Source organism: Rhizobium sp. NLR10b, from assembly GCF_019685435.1.
Lineage (GTDB): Bacteria > Pseudomonadota > Alphaproteobacteria > Rhizobiales > Rhizobiaceae > Rhizobium.
The window spans coordinates 217,791-243,478 of the sequence record NZ_JABDWV010000005.1 but is presented as its reverse complement, the minus strand read 5'-3'; the positions used below and the strand labels follow the sequence as shown (position 1 = coordinate 243,478).

General features: G+C 61.9%; 23 protein-coding genes and 2 pseudogenes. 8 read left to right on the top strand and 17 right to left on the bottom strand.

Annotated elements, in window-relative coordinates:
- The first annotated feature begins 87 nt into the window (after positions 1-87).
- Entirely contained in the window at positions 88-279 is a 192-nt protein-coding gene (locus HJB91_RS10095) for a DUF1192 domain-containing protein (protein ID WP_003582172.1), read from the top strand.
- A gap of 391 nt (positions 280-670) precedes the next feature.
- A complete protein-coding gene (locus HJB91_RS10090; RefSeq protein ID WP_004679442.1) occupies positions 671-1,186 on the top strand; it encodes a DUF1465 family protein in 516 nt (171 codons plus the stop codon).
- Positions 1,187-1,321: 135 nt separating this feature from the next.
- On the opposite strand, the gene rpmE is transcribed toward HJB91_RS10090, so the two are convergent.
- A complete protein-coding gene (gene rpmE, locus HJB91_RS10085; protein ID WP_009990270.1) occupies positions 1,322-1,543 on the bottom strand; it encodes a 50S ribosomal protein L31 in 222 nt (73 codons plus the stop codon).
- A gap of 192 nt (positions 1,544-1,735) precedes the next feature.
- Between rpmE and HJB91_RS10080 the strand changes: the two genes are divergently transcribed.
- The 5 genes from HJB91_RS10080 to HJB91_RS10060 all read left to right on the top strand — a co-directional run bounded on the left by HJB91_RS10080 (position 1,736) and on the right by HJB91_RS10060 (position 6,833).
- Positions 1,736-3,535: an ABC transporter transmembrane domain-containing protein gene (locus HJB91_RS10080; protein ID WP_221122994.1), complete on the top strand. Its 1,800-nt coding sequence runs from the start codon at positions 1,736-1,738 to the stop codon at positions 3,533-3,535.
- Positions 3,536-3,672: 137 nt separating this feature from the next.
- Positions 3,673-4,665 carry a tripartite tricarboxylate transporter substrate binding protein gene (locus HJB91_RS10075; RefSeq protein WP_210629904.1) on the top strand — a complete coding sequence of 331 codons (993 nt, stop codon included), beginning with the start codon at positions 3,673-3,675 and terminating at the stop codon, positions 4,663-4,665.
- Between the two features lie 144 nt (positions 4,666-4,809).
- The gene (locus HJB91_RS10070; RefSeq protein ID WP_064694384.1) at positions 4,810-4,998 is read left to right on the top strand and encodes a YegP family protein; all 189 of its coding nucleotides are present in this window, start codon (positions 4,810-4,812) and stop codon (positions 4,996-4,998) included.
- 245 nt (positions 4,999-5,243) lie between these two features.
- A complete protein-coding gene (locus HJB91_RS10065) occupies positions 5,244-5,582 on the top strand; it encodes a YciI family protein (protein ID WP_221122993.1) in 339 nt (112 codons plus the stop codon).
- 6 nt (positions 5,583-5,588) lie between these two features.
- Positions 5,589-6,833 carry an RNA polymerase sigma factor gene (locus tag HJB91_RS10060; protein ID WP_221146443.1) on the top strand — a complete coding sequence of 415 codons (1,245 nt, stop codon included), beginning with the start codon at positions 5,589-5,591 and terminating at the stop codon, positions 6,831-6,833.
- A 6-nt stretch (positions 6,834-6,839) separates the two neighbouring features.
- On the opposite strand, the gene HJB91_RS10055 is transcribed toward HJB91_RS10060, so the two are convergent.
- From HJB91_RS10055 to HJB91_RS09995, 14 genes and pseudogenes are all read right to left on the bottom strand, one after another.
- Positions 6,840-7,871, bottom strand: a complete 1,032-nt coding sequence (locus HJB91_RS10055; RefSeq protein WP_210629902.1) for a peptidoglycan -binding protein — start codon at positions 7,869-7,871, stop codon at positions 6,840-6,842.
- Positions 7,872-7,874: 3 nt separating this feature from the next.
- Complete coding sequence (locus tag HJB91_RS10050; protein WP_221154589.1) at positions 7,875-8,978, bottom strand: MotA/TolQ/ExbB proton channel family protein; 1,104 nt, start codon at positions 8,976-8,978, stop codon at positions 7,875-7,877.
- Positions 8,979-9,090: 112 nt separating this feature from the next.
- Positions 9,091-9,891, bottom strand: coding sequence for an inositol monophosphatase family protein (locus HJB91_RS10045; protein ID WP_210629900.1), 801 nt, complete (start codon positions 9,889-9,891; stop codon positions 9,091-9,093).
- Positions 9,892-10,090: 199 nt separating this feature from the next.
- The gene (locus tag HJB91_RS10040; RefSeq protein WP_210629899.1) at positions 10,091-11,188 is read right to left on the bottom strand and encodes a chemotaxis response regulator protein-glutamate methylesterase; all 1,098 of its coding nucleotides are present in this window, start codon (positions 11,186-11,188) and stop codon (positions 10,091-10,093) included.
- An 8-nt stretch (positions 11,189-11,196) separates the two neighbouring features.
- Positions 11,197-12,054, bottom strand: a complete 858-nt coding sequence (locus tag HJB91_RS10035; protein ID WP_210629898.1) for a protein-glutamate O-methyltransferase CheR — start codon at positions 12,052-12,054, stop codon at positions 11,197-11,199.
- Positions 12,055-12,083: 29 nt separating this feature from the next.
- Positions 12,084-12,566, bottom strand: coding sequence for a chemotaxis protein CheW (locus tag HJB91_RS10030; protein ID WP_171049239.1), 483 nt, complete (start codon positions 12,564-12,566; stop codon positions 12,084-12,086).
- Positions 12,563-14,380, bottom strand: a complete 1,818-nt coding sequence (locus HJB91_RS10025) for a methyl-accepting chemotaxis protein (RefSeq protein WP_221154588.1) — start codon at positions 14,378-14,380, stop codon at positions 12,563-12,565. Before HJB91_RS10025 ends, HJB91_RS10030 begins: the two co-directional genes overlap by 4 nt.
- A 168-nt stretch (positions 14,381-14,548) precedes the next feature.
- Positions 14,549-15,868 (bottom strand): annotated as a pseudogene (locus HJB91_RS10020) (methyl-accepting chemotaxis protein); the annotation flags it as partial.
- A gap of 75 nt (positions 15,869-15,943) precedes the next feature.
- Positions 15,944-16,474 (bottom strand): annotated as a pseudogene (locus HJB91_RS31235) (MCP four helix bundle domain-containing protein); the annotation flags it as partial.
- 264 nt (positions 16,475-16,738) lie between these two features.
- Positions 16,739-18,442, bottom strand: coding sequence for a methyl-accepting chemotaxis protein (locus tag HJB91_RS10015; RefSeq protein WP_221154586.1), 1,704 nt, complete (start codon positions 18,440-18,442; stop codon positions 16,739-16,741).
- A 30-nt stretch (positions 18,443-18,472) separates the two neighbouring features.
- Positions 18,473-18,982, bottom strand: coding sequence for a chemotaxis protein CheW (locus tag HJB91_RS10010; protein ID WP_210629893.1), 510 nt, complete (start codon positions 18,980-18,982; stop codon positions 18,473-18,475).
- Complete coding sequence (locus HJB91_RS10005) at positions 18,979-21,033, bottom strand: chemotaxis protein CheA (protein WP_221154581.1); 2,055 nt, start codon at positions 21,031-21,033, stop codon at positions 18,979-18,981. The genes HJB91_RS10010 and HJB91_RS10005 overlap by 4 nt, the downstream gene beginning before the upstream one ends.
- Positions 21,030-21,398 carry a response regulator gene (locus HJB91_RS10000; RefSeq protein ID WP_210629891.1) on the bottom strand — a complete coding sequence of 123 codons (369 nt, stop codon included), beginning with the start codon at positions 21,396-21,398 and terminating at the stop codon, positions 21,030-21,032. The genes HJB91_RS10005 and HJB91_RS10000 overlap by 4 nt, the downstream gene beginning before the upstream one ends.
- Positions 21,395-21,724: an STAS domain-containing protein gene (locus HJB91_RS09995; protein ID WP_210629890.1), complete on the bottom strand. Its 330-nt coding sequence runs from the start codon at positions 21,722-21,724 to the stop codon at positions 21,395-21,397. Before HJB91_RS09995 ends, HJB91_RS10000 begins: the two co-directional genes overlap by 4 nt.
- A 340-nt stretch (positions 21,725-22,064) precedes the next feature.
- Between HJB91_RS09995 and HJB91_RS09990 the strand changes: the two genes are divergently transcribed.
- The gene (locus HJB91_RS09990; protein ID WP_221154579.1) at positions 22,065-23,807 is read left to right on the top strand and encodes a chemotaxis protein; all 1,743 of its coding nucleotides are present in this window, start codon (positions 22,065-22,067) and stop codon (positions 23,805-23,807) included.
- 122 nt (positions 23,808-23,929) lie between these two features.
- Here HJB91_RS09990 and HJB91_RS09985 read toward each other — a convergent pair whose 3' ends face one another.
- On the bottom strand, positions 23,930-25,012 hold the full coding sequence (locus tag HJB91_RS09985) for a tetratricopeptide repeat protein (protein WP_210629888.1): 1,083 nt from the start codon (positions 25,010-25,012) through the stop codon (positions 23,930-23,932).
- A 10-nt stretch (positions 25,013-25,022) separates the two neighbouring features.
- Positions 25,023-25,676: a thiamine phosphate synthase gene (locus HJB91_RS09980; RefSeq protein ID WP_221154578.1), complete on the bottom strand. Its 654-nt coding sequence runs from the start codon at positions 25,674-25,676 to the stop codon at positions 25,023-25,025.
- Positions 25,677-25,688: the final 12 nt, after the last annotated feature.

Here is a 25,688-nt window from a genome sequence, read left to right as displayed (position 1 = left end):
GATTTGGGCCGGATCGGCCTAAATTCCGATTCCGTATCGGCCGCATTTTTCGGCATTATGCTGCCGGCAGCAAAAGGAGGAGAACCGATGAGCTTTATCGATGACGACCGGCCGCAGAAGAAAACCGCCCACGAGATCGGCGCCGATCTCTCCATGCTTTCGGTGGATGAGCTGAAGGCGCGAGTGGAATTGCTGAAAACCGAGATCGCCCGGCTCGAAGCCGAAGCCGCCCGCAAGGCGTCCGGGCGACAGGCCGCCGAAAGCTTCTTCCGTTCGTGAACCGCTAAAAGCCTCCGAAAACAAGGCCATAGGCAGGAAAAATGAGCCAACCTCAAGTCTTCATTCGGCACAATGTTAATAAAATATTAAGCTTTATAACGTATTACTGTACTCATCCAGGCTTTCTCTGGATCTCAGACAGTTTTCCAAGCGGTGAATTGGTCTGATTTTTCTCCCTGTTTTACCTTGAGAGCCGCTTTTGCGGCTCTTCTTTTTGCTGCGGCCGGCGCATTTCCATGAAACTGTGGAGATTAACCCTTTCTTAAGAAACGGCTTGCGCATTTGCGCTAATGATACCATCTTAAAGTCATAAAGACCGGACGCGGAAACTTTTCCGTTAAGCCCGGCGTTACCTGACCATAAGTAGCTGCGTGCAACAGGGACTATTGCGATGTCGGAAGTTGGATTGAACACGATCAGTTTTGCGGGCCGCGCGGCTGCATCCTCACAGTTCAAGGCACTCTATGCCGAAGGCATGTCACTGGTCGAAGAGACCGCCGCCTATCTCGATGGCCAAGGCCGCGCAGCCTCCAAGGTTCTGCCGCGCATGGCATCCGTCCTCTACGCCGCGGAATCGATGCGGCTGACCACCCGCCTGATGCAGATGGCCTCGTGGCTGCTGCTGCAGCGCGCCGTCAACAATGGTGAGATGTCGCGTGACCAGGTGCTGGCCGAGAAGAACAAGGTCCGCCTCGACGGCTTCAACGTCGACCGCGCGGCACCCGGCTGGGGCGACCTGCCGGAATCCTTCCGCGACCTCGTCGAGCGCTCCTTGCGCCTGCAGAACCGCATCGCGCTGCTGGATCGCGAAATCTATCGTCCGGCTGAAGCCGTGATCGTTCATGACAATCAGAACAGCGTCCAGGCGCAGCTTTCCCTGCTGCAGACCGCCTTCGGCAACAACTGACCAAACCTGCTAAATTCATTTGGGCCGGCTGCGCAGTGCGCGGCCGGTTTTTTGTTGCCGCCGCGCACCGTTCTGCAAACGCAAAAAAGCCCGGCAGAACCGGGCTCCTTGCGAAACGTCGTCAAGCAGAAGCGATTAGAGACCGAGGCCGCCGAAACGCTTATTGAACTTGGAAACGCGGCCACCGCGGTCCATGAGCTGCTGGTTGCCGCCCGTCCAGGCCGGATGCGACTTGGAATCGATTTCGAGGTTCATGACAGCGCCTTCCGAACCCCAGGTCGAGCGGGTTTCGTATTCGGTGCCATCGGTCATGACTACCTTGATCGTGTGATAGTCGGGATGGATGCCTGCCTTCATAACAATCTTCCTGCGATACCGGAGTTCAATTTGCCGCATGCAGTTGCGGCCACCGAACCGATTGAATAAATGAAGCCGCAGTCGTGATGGCTACGGCTTCCCATTAGGATGCGGTGCCTATACATGAAGGACGCCGGGATAACAAGAGCCAACAGGCCGCATTGCGTGGTCCTGCGGGCGAATGGAGACGATTTGGCAGATCAGGCACAGGCTGAGGAAAACAAGAGACGGTCGCTGCGGCCGCTCGGCAGGCTGACGCCTTATGTCATGCGCTATCGCGGGCTGGTGGCTGGCGCGCTGATTTCGTTGGCGCTTGCCGCCATGACCTCGCTGGCCCTGCCGCTCGCCGTGCGCCGCATGATCGATCATGGCTTCAACCAGTCTGACGGCAGCTTCATCAACAGCTACTTCGCCATGCTGATGGTCATGGCCATCGTGCTCGCGGTCGCCAGCGCGCTGCGCTATTATTTCGTTATCACCATCGGCGAACGCATCGTCGCCGATCTTCGCCGCGACGTCTTTAGCCATGTGACGCGGCTGTCTCCCTCCTTCTTTGACGTCAACCAGTCCGGCGAGATCGTCTCGCGTCTGACCGCCGATACGACGCAGATCAAGTCCGCCGTCGGCGCCACCGCCTCGGTGGCGCTCAGGAACCTCATTCTCTGTCTCGGCGCCATGGGCATGATGGTCGTCACCTCGCCGAAACTTTCGAGCCTCGTCATCGGAGCGATCCCGCTGATCGTCTTCCCACTCGTCGCCTTTGGCCGCTCGGTGCGCAGGCGATCTCGCGCCGCTCAGGATACGCTTGCCGAAGCGTCCGCCTTCGCCAATGAGACGATCGCCGCGACCCGTACGGTACAGGCCTTCAACGGCGAGGATGCCGCGGCGACGCGATACGCCGGCGCCGTCGAATCCGCCTACGAAGCCGCCCGCGCCGCCATCCGCTCACGCGCACTCTTGACGGGCATCGCCATCACCCTAATCTTCGGCAGCGTCGTCGCCGTACTCTGGGTCGGCGCCCACAGCGTGCTGGCCGGCACGCTGTCTGCCGGCACGCTCGGCCAGTTCCTGCTCTACGCCGTGATCTCCGCGGGATCGCTCGGCGCGCTGTCGGAGGTCTGGGGCGAACTCTCGCAGGCGGCCGGCGCCGCCGACCGGTTGACCGAACTTCTTGACGAGGTGTCGCCGATATCAGCCCCCACCAACCCCGAGGCCCTCCCTTCGCCGAGCCGCGGCCGCGTCGAGTTTTCCGACGTGCATTTCGCCTATCCCTCGCGCCCCGGAAAATCGGCCCTACATGGCTTGAGCTTCGCCGTTGCTCCAGGCGAAACCGTCGCCATCGTCGGCCCCTCCGGCGCCGGCAAAAGCACAGTCTTTTCGTTGCTGCTGCGCTTCTACGATCCGCAGCAGGGCAGCGTGGCGATTGACGGTGTCGATGCCCGGCTGACGACGCCCGACGAGTTGCGCCAGCGCATCGCCATCGTGCCGCAGGACGTCACGATCTTCGCCGCATCGATCCATGACAACATCGCCTTCGGCCGCCCTGGTGCATCGCGTGAGGAAGTCCGCGCTGCAGCGCTTGCCTCCCAGGCCGACGAATTCATCGCCCGACTGGAGAACGGCTATGAGACGGAGGTCGGCGAACGTGGCGTCACCCTCTCCGGCGGACAGCGACAGCGCATCGCCATTGCCCGCGCCATTCTGAAGAACGCGCCCGTGCTGCTGCTCGACGAGGCGACCTCCGCGCTTGACGCCGAAAGCGAGACCCTGGTGCAGAAGGCGCTCGACGGCTTAATGGATGGCCGCACGACGCTCGTCATCGCCCATCGCCTGGCAACCGTGCTGAAGGCCGACCGCATCCTCGTCATGGATCAGGGGCGCGTCGTCGAAGAAGGCACGCATCAAACTCTGATCCGCCACGGGGGCATCTATGCCCGCCTCGCCCGGCTGCAATTCGACGCCGCCAAGGAGGATGTGCTCGCGGCCAAATAGCCGGCAGGCGCCCTTGGCCGCACGCTACTAAAGTCGGACTTCGCTGCGCCTTCCCGCGGTTGTCTTTCCCGCCCCCTGCCCTACCCTCTTCATGCCCTGGGTGGGGATTGCTGTTGAATTCATGGGAGGAGATAGGAATGGCGCTTTCCAACATCACGCGACGCACGGGCCTCGCGCTCGCTCTTGGCCTCACTGCGATGCTGGCGCTTGGCAGGCCTGCCGTTGCCACGGATTTTCCCGATCGCGCGATCACCATGGTCGTGCCTTTCGCCGCCGGCGGCTCAACCGATGTCGTCGCGCGCATCGTCGCGCAGAAGATGTCGGAGGATCTCGGCCAACAGGTGATCGTCCAGAACGTCGCAGGCGCCGGCGGTAACCTCGGCGCCGGCAACGTCGCCCGCGCTGAGCCCGACGGCTACACCATTCTGATGGGCACGGTCGCGACCCACGCCCTCAACCCGCTGATCCTCAAATCGACCCCCTACGATCCCGAGAAGGATTTCGCGCCGGTCTCGCTGCTCGTCGTCGTGCCGAACGTGCTGGTCGTCAATCCGGAATTGCCGGCAAAGACGGTGCAGGAGCTGATCGCGCTCTTGAAGGCCGAGCCCGATAAATACAGTTACGCCTCGTCGGGCAACGGCACGCCGCTGCATCTTTCCGGCGAACTTTTCAAGTCGATGGCCGGCGTTAGTATGCAGCACATCCCGTACAAGGGCGCGGGGCCTGCATTGAACGACGTCATCGGCAACCAGGTGCCGATCATGTTCGATAACCTGCCCTCATCGTCCAGCCATATCAAGGCAGGCACGCTGCGGGCGCTGGCGGTGACGACGGCCGAGCGCGCACCCTCCTTCCCCGACGTGCCGACGATCGCCGAGTCAGGCATTCCAGGCTATGAGACCTATACTTGGAACGCGCTCTTCGCTCCGGCAAAAACGCCGAGCGAGGCGGTCACGCGCCTCAACGCCTCGGCCAGAAAGGCGCTCACTGACCCCGCCGTTGCCGAACGGATGAAGGAGTTCAGCGCCACCATCGTCGGCTCGACACCGGAAGAACTCGCCGTCCATGTAAAATCCGAGCTCGCCAAATGGGGGCCGGTCGTCAAGGGCGCGAACATTCAGATGGAGTGATGCGAAGACGTTCGTCTGTCTCCCGTGCCTGCGTCCGATGGAAACGACCGCACTACGATTCTCATTAAGGTAGTGGAAAAGCTCGCCATTTTGATCTAGCCTCCTCGACGCTGATCGTGCAATTCAGCGTTTCGGGAGACATCCATGTACAAATTCGAAGTCTACAAGGATAAATCAGGCGAATTCCGTTTCCGCTTCAAGGCATCGAACGGGGAAACAATGTTCAGTTCCGAGGGCTACAAGGCGAAAGCGTCCGCCCTGAACGCCATCGAATCCATCAAGAAGAATACCTCCGGCGCCGAGATAGTCGACCAGACGAAGGCCGAAGCCTGAGCGGCATGGCAGGGCGGCATCGATGCCGCCCTGCTTTTTTGCGCCCTCGAGCGGCGCGGGTGTCTTTGAGACCGGCGCGCCTGCTGGTGATTTCCGGCGCTGTTTTTCAAATATTTCTTCAGAGCCATGTCGAAACGACCGGCGATCGCGCCTCATTGTCTTGGAACGGCTGAGCCGCTCCACCAGGCTAGACGGCTTTCGTCGGCGGCCTGGATCAAAGCCAACAACGAGATCAGGAGTTTTCCATGCAATATGCCCTCATCATTCGCGAAGCGCCGGAGGATTTCGCCCGCCGTAGCGATCCAGCCTATCGCGATGGCTGGGTCGCCTACACGCAGGCGCTTGTCCAGGCGGGGATCATGACCGGCGGCGCCGGGCTGACAGCGCCCGAGACCGGCACGGTCATACGCCGCAAAGGCGAGGATCACGATGTCCAGGACGGTCCCTATCCGGAAGGCAAGGAACAACTGGGCGGCTTCTATCTGATCGAGGTTCCCGATTTGGACGCCGCGCTCGAATGGGCGACGCGCATTCCGATTTCCGACAAGGGTTCCGTCGAAGTGCGCCCTCGCCTGCAGATGTGAGGAAGGATGTCACCCGATGCAGGACGCGCCGCTGAGCAGGTGGCGCGACAGTCCTATGGCAAGCTGATCGCCTTTCTTGCGGCCCGTTCGCGCGACGTGCCGGCGGCAGAGGACTCATTGTCGGAAGCACTGGCGTCAGCCCTGCGGGTCTGGCCGGAGCGCGGCGTTCCTGCCAATCCGGAAGCCTGGCTGCTGGTGGCCGCCCGCCGCAACCTGATGCAGGCGGCCCGCCACCGCGCCGTCGAGGCCAACGCACAAACGACGATATCGGTCGCCCTGGAGGAAGCCGAAGAACGGATGAACGAAGCCGGCAATTCCGTCTTTCCCGATGAACGGCTGAAGCTGCTCTTCGCCTGCGCCCATCCCGCCATCGACAGCTCGGTGCATACGGCGCTGATGCTGCAGACGGTTCTCGGCATCGAAGCGAGGACCATCGCGCGGGCCTTCGTCGTGTCACCGGAAGCTATGAGCCAGCGGCTGGTGCGGGCCAAGGTGAAGATCCGCGAGGCCGGCATTCCCTTCACCATACCGCCTCGGCCCGCGCTGCCTGGTCGGCTTGCCGCCGTGCTTTCGGCGATCTACGCCGCCTACGGCCTCGGATGGGACGGTCTCGATGGCGAGGAAGCGCACCATTCGCTTGCCGGCGAAGCGATCTGGCTCGGCCGGGCGCTTCTGACGGTGCTGCCGGATGAGCCGGAAGCGATCGGCCTCGTTTCGCTGATGCTTTACTGCGAAGCCCGCCGCAGCGCCCGTCGTGACCGCGCCGGTCGCTATGTGCCGCTGGACGAGCAGGACCCGGCCAGCTGGGACGCCACCATGATCGCGGAGGCAGACGCGCTGCTGCGCAACGCAGGAGGCCTCAACCGTTTCGGCCCCTATCAGTGTCAGGCGGCGATTCAATCGGTACATACGGCGCGCCGCCTCTCGGGGACGACCGACTGGCAGGCACTGACGACGCTCTATGCCGCGTTGCTGACGATGAAGCCGACGCTCGGCGCGCGCGTCGCCCAAGCGGCGGTGATTGGCCGGGCTTTAAGCCCCGCCGAGGGCCTGACCCTGCTCGACAAGGTTGATCCCCGCGCGATTGCAGCCTATCAGCCCTACTGGGCTGTACGTGCTTTTCTTCTGGCGCGAGCCGGCAACGATGCTGCCGCGGCCGACGCCTACATGACGGCGCTCGGCCTCAGCGACAGCCCCTCGGTCCGCGCCTTTCTTGCCGACCGGCTCGCCGAAGCGCGGCGGACAACATGAAGCTGATCATTTCTCGGTCAGCTTCAGCTCGATGCGGCGGTTGGTGGCGCGCGCATCCGGCGTATCGCCCGGCGCGATCGGTTGGAACTCACCGAAGCCGGCGGCGACGAGTCGGTCGGCAGGGACGCCCTGGCCAATCAGGAACTTGACGACCGAAATGGCGCGCTCTGAGGAGAGTTCCCAGTTGTCGCGATAGCGGCCGGTCCCGGCAAGCGGCACATTATCGGTATGGCCGTCGACACGCAGCACCCAGTTGATCTCCGGGGGAATTTCCTTGGCGAGATCAAGGAGAGCGGCGGCGAGCTTCGCCATTTCCGTCTGCCCGTCCGGATTGAGATCCGCGCCGCCCGAGGGAAACAGCACTTCCGACTGGAAGACGAACCGGTCGCCGACGATGCGGATATTCTCGCGATCCGATAGGATCTCGCGCAACCGGCCGAAGAAGTCGGAACGGTAACGGTTCAGTTCCTGCACGCGCGCCGCCAGCGCCACGTTGAGGCGACTGCCGAGATCGGCGATCTTGGTCTGCGAGACCCGGTCCTTCTCCTCGGATGCCTGCAGTGCCGCTTCGACCGCGGCGATTTGGCTGCGAAGTGCGGCAATCTGCTGATTCAAGAGTTCGACCTGGCTCAGCGCCCGTTCGCTCACCTGCTTCTGCTCGTCGAGCTCCTGCGTCATTGCGCCGATCCGCTTCTGAGCCGCATCCTGGCCGCCCGAGCCGGCGTTCAGCAACGCCTGAAGCCGCGACCGGTCGCTTTCAGCAGTCGCGAGCGAGGCTTGTAGGTTGGCGACTGAATCCTGGAGATCCTGATTGCTGCCCTTTTCGAGCGCCAGAAGCTGCGTCAACTCGTTGATCTGGCTATTGAGACGATTGAGCACCTCGTCGCGCCCAGTGATTTCGCGGCTGAGGATGAACTGCCCGACGACGAAGACCGTCAGCAGGAACATGATCGAAATGAGCAGCGTCGACAACGCATCGACGAAGCCCGGCCAGTAATCCACCGTGCGTTCGCGGCGGCGGTTGCGGGCAAGTGCCATGGCTTATTTGCCCTCGCTCTTTTCTGCATGGCTCGTGCGCTCGCGCAGGCGCTCGGCCCGCTCGCCGCCCCGCTCCTGCAGGCCGATGCGCTCGGCCAACCGATCGAGCGTGCGGCGCATGGCTTTCGCCTCGTCCTGCTGTGCCTCGATCCAGTCACGCAGCATCTGCTGCTCGTTGCGCATATTCTTGACCAGACCCTGAATGCCTTCGGCAAGGCTTGCCATGGCGGCGACAGAGCGCTGGCTTCCGACACCGCCTTCTTCGGAGACCTTGCGCAGATACTCGGAGAGTGCGCGCATGTCGTCCGAGGAAGACCCGGCAACGGCATCGAGCGCCGGCGCAAGATCGGAGCCGACATCGGTGACCGAGGAGAGCCAGTTTTCCAGTTCCGTGTAGAAGCGATTCTGCGCGCGACCGGCCTGTAGGTCGAGGAAGCCGAGAATGAGCGAACCGGAAAGGCCGAGCAGCGACGACGAGAAGGCCTGCCCCATGCCTGAAAGCGGCGTCGACAGCCCCTCCTTCAGTGCAGAGAGCACGTCCGCCGTGCCGTTCGAACCGGCATCGAGTGACTGGATAACGGTGCTGATCGAGCCGATCGTGCCAATGAGACCCCAGAACGTGCCGAGCAGGCCAAGGAAGACCAGGAGGCCGATCAGGTAGCGCGAAACGTCACGCGATTCGTCGAGGCGGGTGGCGATCGAATCGAGAATCGAACGCAGCGCGGTCGTCGACAGCGCCACCGACGCCTTGCGGCTGCCGATCAGCGCCCGCATCGGCGCAAGCAGCCGTGGGTTACGGTTGACCTTATCCGCGCTGCCGGCAGCGCGGAAGGAATTGAACCAGCGCACTTCGGGGCGAAGCGCCAGCACGTGATTGAAAACAAGGACGATTCCGACTGCGAGAACGCCGAGGATCAGGCCGTTGAGGCCCGGATTGTGCATGAAGGCAGTCTGCGTCTGCCGAAAGAGGATCGCGGCAATGAACCCGACAATGACGAGAAAAAGCAGCATCGTCCAGAGGAAGGGCATGGGGCTCGAGAGCCTGTAGGTATAACCGCCGGCCGTCTTTTCGGTGGAGCCGATCTCCGCCACATTCACATTTTCCATAGGTTCAGCAGCCTCCGAACTCATTGCTGGCGGAGACTAGAGCAACATTGTGCCGAATTGAAGTATGCCGGGGCGAAAACCGTGACTTTACAACAGCCGGTTTTTCATGCGCTCACTTGGCGGGAATCGGCCGCTTGATGACCTCGATCAACGCCTTATGGATGTGTTCGTTGCCGGCGACGATCGCACCGCCCTCCAGAATGGCCGCTCCGCCATCCCAATCGGTGGCGAAGCCGCCGGCTTCACGGATGAGCAGGATACCGGCCGCCATGTCCCAGGGTGCAAGCTCCGCCTCCCAGAAGCCGTCGAAACGTCCGGCGGCGACATGGGCGAGATCGAGGGTCGGCGCGCCCAGGCGGCGGATGCCGGCCACTTCGCCCATCACGTGGCGCAGTTCGACCAGGAACTTGCCGTGATTGCGCTTGCCGAGCGCGGGCACACCGCAGCCGATGACGCAATCCGACAGCACGCGGCGCGCAGCGACGCGCAGGCGCCGGTCGTTGAGGAAGGCGCCGCCGCCGCGCTCGGCGGTATAGAGCTCGTCGGTCGCAGGATTGAAGACGACGGCGGCCACGATCTCGCCGTTGCGTTCGAGTGCGATCGAGACGGCGAAGGCCGGGATGCCGTGGAGGAAGTTCGTCGTGCCGTCGAGCGGATCGACGATCCAGCGATGTGCTCCGTCGGTGCCCTTGATCTCTTCGGTTTCCTCGCCGAGAAAGCCATAGGTCGGCCGCGCCTTTAGCAGCTCTTCCCTGACGATCTTCTCGGCCTTGCGGTCGGCAGCGGAAACGAAATCGCCCGGTCCCTTCACCGAAACCTGCAGGTTCTGCACTTCGCCGAAATCACGCCCCAGCGATTTTCCTGCCTTGAGGGCAGCCTGAACCATGACATTGAGAAGAGCTGAACGGGCCATCGGCGCATTTCCTTGGGACTGATACGGGACGCGCGCTGCCAGGGGCGGGAAATGTCCCTGAACATGCATGACAGGCAGCGCTGCAAAGATTGGCGGCCTCAAGACCACAAAATCGCGGAAATTTCAAGGGGAGGCACACATGGCTGCCCGCAGGCCTGAAAAGCGCCGCCTTATTTTCCATCGGAACCCGGAACCGGCCTTAGAACTTCTGCTGCGTTATCAGGACTTCGCGGGCGATCTGATCGAGCGGCAGAATGCGGTCGACCCCGCCTTTGGCAATCGCCTCCTTCGGCATGCCGAAGACAACGGAGCTCGCCTCGTCCTGCGCCACCGTGTAGGCGCCGGCTTCATGCATCTCCAACATGCCGCGCGCACCGTCGTCGCCCATGCCCGTCATAATGATCCCCATGGCGTTCGAGCCGGCCGAACGCGCCGCCGAACGGAAGAGCACGTCGACGGAAGGCCGGTGGCGGGAAACCAACGGCCCGCTCTTCACACTGACATGATAGCGCGCACCCTGGCGTTCGAGCAGCATGTGCCTGTCACCAGGCGCGATCAGCACATGGCCGCGCAGCACCGGATCGCCGTCGGCGGCCTCCTTGACCTCGACCTCGCAGAGCCCGTTCAGACGTTTGGCGAAGGCGGCAGTGAATTTCTCCGGCATATGCTGGACGATCACCATGCCGGGCGCATTGGCCGGCAGTTCCTCCAGGAATTCGCGCAGCGCCTCGGTGCCGCCGGTGGAGGCACCCACGCAGACAACCATCTCCGTCGTCTTCGCCATCGCCCGCCCCGTCGGCGGCGGCAGCATGGCATCCGCCGTCAGCTTCTTGGCCGGCCCCTCGGCGGAAGCGGAACGAATGGTTCCCGCGGCGCGGCGCACGGTCGAAAGCCGCGCCTGCGAAGCGCTCTTGACAACTTCGCGAATCCGCATGGCGTCATCGGCAAGGCTGTCGGCGGCGCCGATCTTCGATTTCAGGATGACGTCGACGGCGCCCGCCTCCAAAGCCTGAATCAACGTTTCCGAACCCGCCTCCGTCAGCGACGAGCACATCACGACCGGGATCGGCCGCTGTGCCATCAGCTTGCGCAGGAAGGTGATGCCGTCCATGCGCGGCATCTCCACGTCGAGCGTGATGACATCGGGGATCTCGTCCAGCAGCCTGCGCGCCGCGACGAAGGGATCAGACGCCACCGCCATGATCTCGATGTCGGGATCCTGCTCAAGCACATGGGCCAGCGTCTGTCGGACGCTGGCGGAATCGTCGATAATGAGAACGCGGATTTTCTTGCGCATAACCGCCTCTAGATACGCTGAAACACCGTGTTCGAAACCTGTTTCAGCGGCAGGTCGAAACCGGTGATCGACTCGGAGTGGCCGATGAACATGTAGCCGCCCTTCGCCAGGCAATTGCAGAGGCGGTTGAGCACGCCCGCCTGCGTCTGCTTGTCGAAGTAGATCAGCACGTTGCGGCAGAAGATGATGTTCATCAAGTCGCCGACCGGATATTTGTCGTCCATCAGGTTCATCCGTGCAAACCCCACCCTGCTGCGCAGTTTAGGGCTTATGCGCACCTCCTTGCGGCCCGGCTGCTTGGCGACCAGCACATATTTGCGCTGCAGGTCGCGCGGCACGGGTGCGATCAGGTCTTCCGGATAGATGCCCCGGCGCGCCGTCTGCAGCACGTCGGTGGAAAGATCGGTGGCAAGCACGCTATAGGAAACGTCATTGCGGCCTTCCGCGAATTCAGCCAGCACCATCGCCATCGTATAGGGTTCGGCCCCCGTCGAACAGGCCGAGCTCCAGGTACGAATGGTGCGCACGCCGCTATTGGCGATCGCCGGCAGCGCCACGGTCTGCAGGTAATCGAAATGCTTGGCTTCCCGGAAGAAGTCGGTCTTGTTGGTCGTCACCACGTCGATCAGGTAGACGGTTTCCTGGGCAAGCCCATCATGATTGAACAGGAAGTCGCAATAATCGTCGAAGGTCGAATGATTGGTCGCACGAAGGCGGCGTCTCAGCCGCCCTTCGAGCATCGTCAGCTTGGTCGGCGGCATCTTGATGCCGCTATAGTCGTAGATGAACCGGGCAAGCTTTTCGAAATTCCGCTTGCTGATCCGGTCCCCCGGCAATTGGGTTTCCACCGCTGCTGCCATACTCATGGAACGCATTACTCCGGGTTGACGCGCGATCATGCCGCCGATTGCAGTGCAGAAGCATCCTCGCGCGACAAGAGACGTGCGAGATCGATGATGACGACAAAGCCGTTTTCACGGCGAACGACGCCGGCGATATAGTCCGAGCGCCAGCGCACACCGATGTCAGGCGCCGCCTCGATCTGGTCACGCCGGAACGGTGTAACTTCGAAGACGCGGTCGGCGACGAGGCCGAGCGTTAGCAGCCGGCTTTCCATCGGCACGTCGAGCACGAGCACCCGCGTATGTGGCGTCGGCACCGTCTTCGTCATGCCGAGCTTCAATCGAAGATCGATGGTCGGCACGCCCTGCCCACGCACGTCGCGCAGGCCGAGCAGATAGTCGGGACCATTCGGAATCTTGAACGCTTCCGCATAGTCGAGGATTTCCCGCACGACCTCGACCGGCACGGCAAAAATTTCCTCACCGAGGCTGAAGGTCACGAATTGCGCTTCCAGAGATGTCGTTGCCATGATCATGCACTTTCCTTGAATTCGGCGTCGCCATCATCGGGACCGCCCATGGAGAGATCGAGTGCGAAACCTTTCACCCGCGCCTGCTGGCCGGCGACACTGCCGGCCGCCGGTTTCTTGATCGCCGGCTTGCGGGCGGCGCTGGGAGCCGGGCTGCGGGCCGTCATCTTGACGGCCGGCGCGCGTGACAGGCGGTTGCCTGCCGTATCGACCCTGAAGAAGGCAATCGAGGTCTGCAGTTCTTCCGCCTGGGAGGCAAGTTCTTCCGAGGTCGCCGACATCTGTTCGGAGGCGCCGGCATTCTGCTGAGTCACCTTGTCGAGCTGTTGGATCGCCTCGTTGATCTGGGCCGCACCGACATCCTGCTCGCGGCAGGCCGCGCTGATTTCGGCAACGAGTTCCGCCGTCTTGCGGATGTCGGGCACCAGGCGGCCGAGCATGTCGCCGGCTTCTTGGGCGGCCTTGACCGTATCGCCCGACATGGCGCTGATTTCGGCCGCGGCCGACTGGCTGCGTTCGGCAAGCTTGCGCACTTCCGACGCGACCACTGCAAAGCCCTTGCCGTGTTCGCCGGCACGCGCCGCCTCCACAGCGGCATTGAGAGCGAGAAGATCCGTCTGACGAGCGATTTCCTGAACGATGCTGATCTTCTCGGCAATAGTCCGCATCGCCTGCACGGCACGCGTCACCGCATCACCGCTCGCTTCCGCGTCCTTGGCCGACTGCCGCGCGATCTTCTCCGTTTGGGCGGCATTGTCGGCGTTCTGCTTGATATTGGCGGCCATCTCCTCCATCGAGGCCGACGCCTCTTCGGCCGAAGCCGCCTGTTCGCTCGCGCCCTGCGACACCTGTTCGGAACTTGCCGAAAGCTGCTGGCTGCCGGACGAGACGTTCTCGGCTGCCGAGATCGCGTCGGCGACGACGCCGCGCAGCCGCTCGACCATCTGTTCGAGCGCAATGCCGAGCGTATCCTTCTCTGAAAGGGGCTTCGGGGATACCATGAGGTCGCCGTTCGAAATCTGGTTGGCGATCGTCGCGGTGTTGCGCAGATTTGCCGTCATCCTGCTCATCGAATCGACGAGATCGCGGATTTCGTCATTGCTCTTATGCTCTATCTTCTGTTCGAGATCCCCGATGCTGACCGCGTCGGCGAGGTTGACGGCGCGCTTGAGGCCGCGGGAGATGTTAAGCAGGATCCAGATCGCGGCCGCCGACGAGACAAAGATCAAACCCACCGTCATCATGACAAGCAGATTACGGGATTGGGCATACTGCTCGTTGGTGGCCGCATCCGTTTCCGCGAGATTGGCTGTCACGGTGTCGTTCAGCTTGGTGAGAATACCGAGCAGCTGGGCCGTCGCCTGCTGCCCTTCGCCCATTGAGGTGACGCCGGCTTGAGCATTTGATTCCGTCGTATTCTCGGTGGCGAGACCGGCGATGCGATCCTGCAACGTGGTCCATTTACTATAGAGATCACCGAACTTGGCCATCTCCTTCTTGATCTCCGCATCGTTCGAGGCGGCAAGACGGCCCTGCAGTGTCTTGATGACTTCGTGCTGTTGCGCAATCTCCTCGACATAGCCTGTAATCTTGACCGGATCCGTATTGATGATCGCGTCCTTTTCGGCGCGGATAGAGCGCATGACGGCATCGGAAAGATCGCCCGAATCGCGCAGGTTGGCGACCGGACCGGCGACCATGATCGATATCTCACTGTTCAACGCCGAAAGAGTATAGATCGCAAGACCCGCCATGCCGCACGTGAGTAGAACGATGAAACCGAATACCAAGCTTAGTTTGAGTTTGATTGTGAAGCGCATTTCAAGCCCTCGTTAGTACCGCAGCGGGTATTCCGCGAAATCGCACATAGTGCCGTCGTGAAAACGCTTCATGCGTTGCCGGCACGGCCGGCATGACCAAGTGCGTCCATGCACCGGTTCGATGCTGGGGGCCGCTGTCGCCGCGCCCCCACCTGTGTCCGAAGAGCGCTACGCGCTCTCGCGGAATTCTTCGTCCGCAATATCTGGTCCGCCCATCGACATGTCGAGAGCAAACCCCTTCGCACGAGCCTGTTGGGCGGCCACGCTGCCGGCAGCCGGTTTCTTGGCCGCAGGCTTGCGCGCTGCGGTGGGAGCTGCACCCCGAACCGTCATCTTGACGGCCGGCGTGCGGGACTGGCGGTTGCCTGCCGTATCGACCTTGAAGAAGGCGATCGACGTCTGCAGTTCTTCCGCCTGCGCGGCGAGCTCCTCTGAAGTTGCAGACATCTGTTCGGAGGCGCCGGCGTTCTGCTGCGTGACCTTGTCGAGCTGCTGGATCGCCTCGTTGATCTGGGCCGCACCGATATCCTGTTCACGGCAGGCAGCACTGATCTCGGAAACGAGTTCCGCCGTCTTGCGGATGTCGGGCACCAGGCGGCCCAGCATTTCGCCGGCCTCCTGAGCGGCTGTCACGGTATCGCTCGACATGGCGCTGATTTCGGCGGCGGCCGACTGGCTGCGTTCGGCAAGCTTGCGCACCTCCGAGGCCACCACCGCAAAACCCTTGCCGTGTTCGCCGGCGCGTGCTGCTTCCACCGCCGCATTAAGGGCAAGCAGATCGGTCTGACGGGCGATTTCCTGCACGATGCCGATCTTCTGGGCGATCGTGCGCATGGCGTCGACGGCGCGCGTCACCGCCTCGCCGCTGGCTTCCGCATCCTTTGCAGACTGCCGGGCGATCTTTTCCGTCTGCGCGGCATTGTCGGCATTCTGCTTGATGTTCGAGGCCATCTCTTCCATCGAGGCCGACGCCTCTTCGGCCGACGCGGCCTGCTCGGTGGCGCCTTGCGACACCTGTTCGGAACTTGCCGAAAGCTCCTGGCTGCCGGCCGAAACATTTTCGGCGGCCGAAATCGCGTCTGCGACCACGCCGCGCAACCGCTCAACCATCTGCTCCAGCGCAAGGCCCAGTGCATCCTTGTCGGAGAGCGGCTTCGGAGACACAGTGAGATCGCCATTGGCGATCTGGTTGGCAATCCCCGCCGTGGTCCTCAGATTGGCGATCATGCTCTGCATCGCAATCCCGAGCGCGTCCTTGTCCGAGAGAGGCTTGGCATCGGTGGTCAGATCGCCCATGGCGATCTGGTCGGCAAGGGCGGCGGTCGATCGCAGATTGGCGGTCATGGTGTTGACCGTATCGATGAGGTCCTTGATCTCGTCATTGGTCCTGACGTCGACTTTCTGATTGAGATCGCCGATTGCCACGGCGTTTGCGACGCTCGTGATCTTCCTCAGACCATTGTTGATGCCGAGCGTGATCCACAATGCGGCGCCGAGGGCCATAAGCACGGCGATTCCGGATGCTGTGGTGAGGATGAGCTTGGTCGAATTGTAAAGATCGCTGTTCGACTGATCGGTCGCTTGCATGCCTTTGCGCTGGATCTCCGTGAGGGCGGCAATCGCATCGCCCATGTCCCCGGTCATCGCCCGGAGATCGCCAAGTGAAAGCGCGAGCGCGGATGCCTTATCACCCCTGGCATCGAGTTGCTGCAGCTCGGCGGACTTCTCGCGGAATTTCCCGCCAACGCTCCGCAGCTTCTCCCAATGCGGCTTGCCTTCCGGAGAGGCGATGGCCAAGCCGGCGTCGACAGCGTCGAACATGGCCTGCAGGTTCTGGTCGGCCTCTTTGTAGAAGCCGGCGGCCGTGTCCGGATCGGTGGAAAGCAGCGCGTTCTTCTGAGCCCGAATGGCGTTGACTTCGGCGATGTTGGCGTTCAGCGCCAGTTCCAGCCGGCGCATCGGGCCGTCGATCATGTTGCCGCTCGCCTCGTTCAATGTGCCGAGGCTAAAGCTTCCATAAACTGCAATGCCGATCAGCAGCAGCGTCATGATCCCGAAAGCGAGACCCAATTTCAGTTTGATAGTGAAACGCATGTGATACCCCGTTTTATGCGCCAAAACGATTGGATAGAGAGACGTTCCGGTCTGGGAACGCCGAACTTCAGAGTGATGTGTCTGAAAGAGGGAAAGCGACTGCATTCACTTCCCGGCAGCCGGACATCGATCGGTCGCAGCGCCAACGCCTACACGCGTTGGGGATATTTCCACCTCGGGCCACGGGAGTGGCCCGAGATATCCGATGAGGGCGAAGGCGCTCAGGTGCCTCGCCGGGAACGCTATGCGCGTCCCCAGGAACGCCTACGCGCTTTCCCGAAAATCATCGTCACTGGCGTCCGGACCGCCCATCGACATATCGAGAGCAAAGCCTTTGAGACGCTGCTGCTGAGCCGAAACCGTCTGACCGCGGCCCTGGCTTTGGGCCTGCTGTGCAGGCTTGCGGGCCGGGGCCTTGGCCACCTTGGTTGGGCCTTTCGACGGCATCTTCTGGGCGCCGGGCCGCGTGCTGCCCGTCGTATCGACCTTGAAGAAGGCGATCGACGTCTGCAATTCTTCCGCCTGAGCGGCGAGTTCCTCGGACGTTGCCGACATCTGCTCCGAGGCGCCGGCATTCTGCTGCGTCACCTTGTCGAGCTGCTGGATCGCCTCATTGATCTGAGAGGCGCCGATATCCTGCTCGCGGCAGGCGGCGCTGATCTCGGAAACGAGTTCCGCCGTCTTGCGGATGTCGGGCACCAGGCGGCCGAGCATCTCACCGGCATCGGCGGCGGCCTTGACGGTATCGCTCGACATCGAGCTGATTTCGGCTGCTGCCGACTGGCTACGCTCGGCAAGTTTGCGCACTTCCGAGGCCACGACCGCAAAACCCTTGCCGTGTTCGCCGGCGCGTGCCGCTTCGACGGCGGCATTGAGGGCCAGGAGATCGGTCTGACGGGCGATTTCCTGCACGATGCCGATCTTCTCGGCAATCGTGCGCATGGCGTCGACAGCACGGGTTACCGCTTCGCCGCTGGCTTCCGCATCCTTGGCGGATTGACGGGCGATCTTCTCCGTCTGGGCGGCATTGTCGGCGTTCTGCTTGATATTGGCGGCCATCTCTTCCATTGAGGCGGACGCCTCTTCGGCAGAAGCCGCCTGTTCGCTCGCGCCCTGCGACACCTGTTCGGAACTTGCCGAAAGCTGCTGGCTGCCGGACGAGACGTTCTCGGCGGCCGAGATCGCGTCGGCGACGACGCCCCGCAGGCGTTCGATCATGACGTTGACATTACCCAGAAGCTCGCCGATTTCGTCATGGCTCGTAATATCGGCCATTTTCGTCAGGTCGCCTTCAGACACTTCGCGAACCACGGTGTTGGCGCGGCTGAGGCCCTTGCTGATCGTGCTGGCGATCCAGAAGGCGGTTATCGCGGCAATCAGTAGTGCCACGGCAGCGACGGCGACCATCGTCGTGCGTGTCGTCTCATACTGCGCGTCGGCACCAGCGTCGGCGGCCTTCATGCGCTGCTTCTCAAGCGCCAGAATTTCGGCGAGCGTCGAGTCGATCCCGTTGGCGGCAGCGCGCGCGGTCGTGATCGAGACGGTGTTTGCACCTTCCACGTTGCCGGTCTTCACGTAGTCACGGATCTGGTCGTCAGCTGCGTTGAAGGACTTCGAAAACTCGGCAATACGAGCCCAACGCGCCTTGCCTTCCTCCGTGGCAAGCGCCAACGCTTGATTGAAGGCATCACTGAAGTCCTTGCGGGCCTGATTGCCCTTGTCGATCGCCGCGGCCGCTTCATCGGCGCCACGGGCATTAAGCAGGTTCTTCTGCTGGCGGATCGCTTCGAGCTGCGCGATGTTGATCTGCTGCGCAAGATCGAGGCGGGCTGCCGGGCCGGCGAGGAGATTGCCAATCGTATCATTCAGCGACCCGAGGCTGAAGATACCGTAAGCGGCGGTGCCCAAGAGCATGAGGATGATGAAGGTGAACGCGGTCACCAGCTTCGTCTTGATTGTCAGTCGCATCGGTTTAACCCCAAGTTGAATCCATCTGCGTCAATTGCCGGCTCCCGCCGCATCATGCCTGGATGAAAAAATCGCCTGCAGATTCGGGAGAATGATGAACTCTCCGCCCCTCTTCACCAGGCAGTTGATGTAGTCGGCGCGCCAGCGCATCCCGACGCTCGGCGGCGCCTCGCTCGCGTTTTTTGCGAGCGTCGTCACCTCGTTCACTTTATCGGTTCTGAGGCCGACGAGCGTCGGCTCGCCCTGGAGATCGATCTCGATGACGATGAAACGGCTATCGATCGTTGCCTCCTCCGCCTCCATCCCGAAGGCGAGACGCAGGTCGGCGAGCGGTATGACCTTGCCGCGGAAGTTGATGACGCTGGCGACGAAGGGCTGACTGCCCGGCACCGCGGTCTCCGGAAGCAGGTCCAGGATTTCCTGGACGATGACCGCTTCCAGCGCGAAGGTCTCGCCGTTGAGATCGAATGTCAGGACCTCGACTTCCTCGGCATAGCTCCAATGATTGTCGAAACGTTCGGCTGCTGCTGTTGCACTCATCCTGCTACCCGCAATTGCGCCTCCTGTTGCTGACCCGCGGCAACCAGGTGCCCGACGTCGAGAATGAGTGCGACGCTGCCGTCGCCGAGAATGGTGGCGCCCGAAAAGGTCGCCACGTCATTGTGCAGTTTCGACATCGACTTGATGACCGTCTGGTGGTCGCCGATGATCTGGTCGACGACGAGGCCGACGCGCTCGGTTCCGGTCGAGATGACCACGACTTTCTGGTGCACATCGGGTTTCGTGCCGGTGCGGAAAAGATCGCGTAGGCGTAGGAACGGCACCAGGCTGTCGCGCAACGAGATGAAGCTACGGCCGCGCGAGCGCAGATCCTCCTCGAGCGACAGTTCGAGGCATTCCTCGACGGCCGAAAGCGGGATGACGTAACGGCCCGAGCCGACACGCACCAGCAGGCCGTCGATAATGGCAAGCGTCAGCGGAATGCGCAGCGACACTTCCGAACCCTGTCCGGGCACACTGACGATATCGATTGCGCCGCGAAGCTCTTCAACCGTCTTCTTGACCACGTCCATGCCGACGCCGCGGCCGGACAGATTGGTGATCGCGGTGGCCGTCGAAAAGCCGGGAGCAAAGATCAGTTGCAAGAGCTCGGGGTCCGAAAGCGGTTGGCCCGGATGGATGAGGCCGGAGGATTCCGCCTTGGCGCGGACCCGTTCACGGTTGATTCCGCGGCCGTCGTCCTTGATCGAGATGATCACCTCGCCACCGGCCTGACGGGCCGAAAGCGTGATCGTGCCGGCCTTGGCCTTGCCGGCCGCAAGGCGGTCGGCGGGTACTTCGAGGCCGTGATCGATCGAGTTGCGCACCAGGTGCACCAGCGGATCGGCCAGCCGCTCGATCACCGTTTTGTCGACCTCGGTGCTCTCGCCCTCCATCACCAGCTCGATCACCTTGCCGGTCTCGCGGGCAAGATCGTGCACAAGGCGGCGGAAGCGGGAGAAGAGGGTCGCAACGGGCACCATGCGCAGCACCATCATCGTGTCGCGCAATTCGCCGGACAGACGTTCGATTTCTTCCGAGACGGAGCGCAATGCGATATCGGTGCTGGCGCTGGCGAGCTGGCTGAGGCGCGATTGCGCGATCACGAGCTCACCGACACGGTCCATCAGTTCGTCCAAGCGCTCTGCCGGGACGCGCACGTTCTCGGCAGCCTTCGCCTGGCTGACGGCAGCGGGCCCCTCACGCCTGACGGGAACCGCTTCGACGGGACGGAATTCCGGCACACCAGCCGCCGGGACAGGGGGTGGCGATACTGAGGCGGCAGCGGCAGGCGCCGGCCTTGCTACAGCCGGAGCGGCCGTTGCCGCTGCTGCACTGCCGATCTCCTCGACGCTGAGTTCCATGTCGTCGAGCACGAAGATGAAGACATCGTCGATCGCCGAACGGTCCTGTTCGCTCATCAGCGTCACATCCCAGGAAATGTAGAGTTCCGTCGAAGTGAGCTCGTCGAGAGGCGGAATGGCCGAAGTGTCGGCGCGTACGGTACATTCGCCGAGATCGCGCAGTTCGTCCAGCAGACCGAGCGGATTGGTGCCGTTGGCCATCGCATTGGCCGGCAGGCTGAATCGGATGCGCCAGCTGTTCTTCGTCTTGTTCGCCGACGCTCCTTGCACGGGCGCTGCGACGGCGGCTGTCGCTGTGGCGGGCGCCGCAGCCTCGGCGCCGACCGCGGACTGCAGTTGTGCCAGAAGCTTATGCCCGGTATCGCCGTAATCGGCGTCGGGCTGGTCGACGAGGGCACGCATATGGTCCTGGGCGGCGAGAACGGCGGCGACAAGTTCGCTGGTCGCCGCGACCTCGCCTTTTCGGACGCGGTCGAAAGCGGTTTCACAATGGTGGGTGAAGGCCGCCAGCGCCTCGAAACCGAACATCGCGCCCGATCCCTTGAGCGTGTGAAGCCCGCGGAATACCGCGTCGACGAGATCCTTATTGTCGAGTTGGTGAGTGAGGTCGAGAAGACCGGCCTCGATCGCTTCGAGGCATTCGGCAGCCTCCATGCGGAATACGGCGACGGGGTCGAGCGTACTCATCTGCCGAGGACCTTCTTCACGATCTTCACGAGACTTTCCGGGTCGAACGGCTTGGTCAGCCAGCCGGTCGCGCCGGCGGCCTTGGCACGTGCCTTGAGATCGGCGTCAGATTCCGTCGTTAGAAAGATAATCGGAACACCGGCCTGCGCCGGCAGCTTGCGCAGTTCTTCGATCATCGTCAGCCCGTCCATAACAGGCATGTTGAGATCGGTTACGATCAGATCGAAGCTGCTGGCCTTGGCCGCCATAAGACCTTCAGCCCCGTTCACCGCTTCGGTGACGCTGTAACCGGCATTGGTCAGGGTGACCTTTGTTGTCAGACGGATGCTGGCGGAATCGTCTACCGTCAGAATGTTGGCACTCATAATGTCACCTCTTTATGCAACCAGAACTTTAAGTCTTCTTGATCGAAGGATTCGATGAAACCGGCACGCTCAAGTACGTTCAGCACTGAGCCGCTGGCGGGAGAAAAAAGTCTGAACGTCTTTCCGTCAGACTTTGCTTGGCGACGTGCGGCCTCGATAAGCTGTATGAAACTGAGGTCAGCTTCAGCATCAGCGATAACGCTAACGACAATGTCGTCTTTACTGTTAAACTCATCACTAAGCTTCGAATGTAGCTCGGCCACATGGCGGATGCTTAGCACACCCGGTAAATTTATAGATTCACAATATTGGCTCTGAGTATCCAATGCAGCCTCCTGGGCCCGAGAAATACTTGTGACCCTAAGAGGACTCTCACGACAGCGTTAATGCAGCGTAAACAGGGGTTGTATAAAACCGACGTACAACGCGGTCCGCGACTCCCAATTCTTATCCAGGATAAGTTGTACCGCTCTCTCAATGTTTAGAGATAAATTAAGTAAAAACAGAACCTTAAATGATCTCTTTCGGCATGCGGTGCACCGGCCGCCCCGTCTCACACCTTTCATTAATCACAACGCAGGCGAGTCTGGGGCGTTTACCGGACATTTCCATCCTGCCCGTAGAAATAGAGTCAAATGGCCTGCGTTTTAAGAAAAGGTAATAAATGTGGCACACGCTCTGGTAACATCCAACGCTGCAGCCTACACATCGGGGCGGGAGATCAGTCAGATCCTGGAATCCGCCCGCAGCCAAGTCGAGGAGCGATTTCTCGCGGGCGGGGCGGTGCTGCTGTCGGTGATGGATGTCCTCAACCGTCTGCTGAACTCGCTCGAAAGTGTCGCCAAGGTACTCGATGACAAGGAGGCGAGCGATACCGGCGCCGATCTCCGCGCCACCGTGGAAATCCTGACTGCATTGCCGGTCACCGAAGAAAATCGCCAGCAGGCGCTCATCTCGCTGGCGCACACCGGCAGGGATCTGCGCAAACACGTCGCCGACATGCAGGAGACGATGCGCTATCTCAGAACCTTTGCCGTGACTGTCAAGATCACTGGCGCCGGCCTCGCCGAATTCGCCGGCTTTGCTCAGGAGATTCTGGAACGAATCTATTCGGGCACCGATGAGGTCAATCGTTTCGCCGCCCATCTCGACAGCCTTGAGAAAGAGGTCAAATTCGCCGCCTCCTTCGGAGCCAACGTTTCCAGGAGCTACGCCGATACCGTTCCGGCCGTCGCCGGAGCCCTGCGCGACGATGCCGCCAAGATCGCCGAACACCGCAAAAACCTCGGTGTCCTCGCCCGCGAGGTCGGCGCGATCGCACGCGGCGTCCAGAGCAAGGTCAGCTCGACTCTATCGGCCCTGCAGATCGGCGACATCACCCGTCAGCGCATCGAACATGTACAGGCAACCTTTTCGATGCTTGAAGATTTCCTCGCGGGCGAAGATGGCGCCAGGCTCGATGCCGGTGCGCGCCAGCGTCTTCAGAATGTCGTTCACCATCTGACCGCGGCGCAGATCAACGACATGTGGATCAATTTCCAGCGGGATTCGGAAAACGTCGTCAAGACGATTGCGAGTTTCGACCATGACATGCGGGAAATCCTCAAACTGCGCGATCAAATGGGCACCGAAAGCGGCGAAGCCGGCGGCAATTTCATGCGCGCGCTGGAATCCAGCGTTTCCGCCGCCCACGAGATCGTCAAGCAGGTTAACACGGCAAGCCGGCAGGCTGACCAGGTAAGCCATTCGACGATCGGCACGGCCGCCAAGCTTTCCGAAGCCATCGTCAACATCCGCGTTGTCAGGACCGACATCCATTACATGGCTCTGAACACCAATCTGCGCTGCAGCCGGCTTGGCGAGGAAGGCAAGTCGATCAATGTCGTCACCGCCGAGCTGCGCATCTTCGCCGGCAAGCTCGATGAATCCGCCGACGCCATCGTCAACGGCCTGCCGGCGCTCGAAGCCGCTGCCGGGCGCGTGGCTCCCGCCACGGACGCTGCGGCCGGCGGACTGGACGAGAGCCTGACCTCGGCTGTCGGCAACATCCGTTCCGCGGCCAATGTCATGGAAAACGAGCTGAAGGTGCTCGCCGAAAACGGCCGCGAGGTTGCCGCCAAGATCGGCCTGCTGATCGGCAAGCTCGACTTCCAGCACGAACTCGGCGATGTCCTTGCCCGCTGCGCCGATGTGCTCAAAGGCGTCGCCGGCATCGATGTCGCCGATATTTCTGATCTCGCGGAGGCCATCGCACCGCTCGACCGCAAGATCTTCAAGCTCTACACGATGGTCCAGGAGCGAAACATTCATCGCGACATCATCCCGGCAAGCAATGAAAACATTCCAGCGCCCGCGGAGACCGCCAAAACCGAAAATGACGAGGATCTTTTCGCCGACGCGCTTTTCTAGCGCATGTCTCGCAAAACTGTGCATCGGTTTGCGATAAAGACATGCGGAAAACCAAAGACCGAGAGCATGATAAGCGAATCTGAAGGACCGCGACATGCTTTAGAGAATGAAACACGCGGCGGCTATCGCCGCCGGAATTTGTTGGCGGCATCGATCGCCGCCTTCTGCTGATCGTCCTCGATCCCGAGATAAAAATCTTCCAGCGCTGGATCGGCAAGCCCGGCACGGCGCGACAGCACATACCACTTCGCCGCCTCGATCGGATTCGGCGGCGTGCCGATGGCGTTGATGTAGAGATGGGCAAGCTTGTTCTGGGCAACGACATTGCCGCCATTGGCGGCAAGTTTCAGCCATTCGAAACCCTTGACGTAATCCCTGGGACCACCGACGCCGTTGACGAGCCAGATGCCGAGATCGAGCTCGGCTGTGTCGAAGCCGGCGCGCGCGGCGCGCGCCATCCACTCGCGGGCGAGCTGCTTCTTTTCCTCCGGCAGATCCTTCAGCGTCGCATAGATCTGCGCCACGGCATATTGCGAATCCGCAATGCCCTGCTCGGCCGATTTCTCGTAAAACGGTAGCGCGAGCTTCAGCCCCTTTTCGCCGGGATTGTCGGCGACAACAATCTGCGCCCAGTTGAATTCGGCCGAAGGATTGCCGGCTTCGGCCGCCTTGCGCATATAGTCGTCGGCTTTGACCTTGTCGCGCGGCACACCTTGGCCTTCCATCAGCATGAGCGCATATTTGAACATCGCCGCAGGATCGCCGCCTTCGGCCGCCTTGCCGTACCAGAAGGCAGCGCCTTTCACGTCCTTCTTGACGCCGAGGCCTTGCGAGAGGATTTCGCCGATCAGCGTCTGCGCCGCCGGATCGCCGAGCTGGGCGCGCGGCAGCGCCTTGTCCATCGCCGCCAGATAATAGCCGCGCTGATAGGCGCCGTACGCCTCGTCGATCGGACCTTTGTAATCTTTCTCGGGCGGGAGGTCGGGCAGCTTCGCGCCCATGCGATCGAAAACGCCGACACCGTCCGAGGGCTTCACATCCCCGTTGGTGTGCCGGTCGGTACGAAAGCTTGACGCCGGCGCAGCGCCGGGCTGGCTGATGACGCTGTCCGGTGCCTGCGCCACAGCGATATCAGACCCGCCCGCAGTGAGGGCGACTATGCTGGCAAGCAGATATTTCAAAGGGCGGGCGGGCAGGATCGGCATGAGCGGGATTTCAATCCTCAAACCGTGGCGCTTTTTCGTCAAGCAGAGCATTGATCTCGGCAACGATGGATGGCGCTCGGCCGGGCTCCCCGAACACCGCCAGCCGCAGCGCCACGAACTCTGCTCCGGTCTCGGCAACGGCAAGAGCCGACGCGGGATCGGTGCCGCCCATGACGATGCAGGGGATTTCGATCATTGAGGCCCACCATTCGCCGAGCGCGAGGTTCTTGGGATGCGCCTCCGGCTTGATATCCCCATCAAGCTTGCCGAAGAAGATATAATCCGGCCTGACTTCGCCGATCTCCAGCGCATTGTGCCGGTCGCTGGCATTGCCGCCGCCGACGATCAGCTTCGGAGCGTGTTTGTCGATCGCCTCCGACAGTGCCTGCGCGTTGCTGGTTATATGCAGGCCATCGGCTTTCGCCCGTCCCGCCACGCGGCTGTCGCCTGCAATCAGCGCGGCGGCCCCCGCATCCTGAATCACTGGCACCAGCTTTTCGGCATGTTTCTGGAAGGCGCCGTCGTCGAGCCCGTATTGCGGCACGATGACGGAGGCGACATCGCCGCCCTTCAGCGCATCGGTGACGATCCTTGCCTGTTCATCGGCGTCGGCAATATCAGGGACGATGAGCACCAGGCGACAGCGGTTTTCGGGTTCGGTCATGAGGTCTTTCCG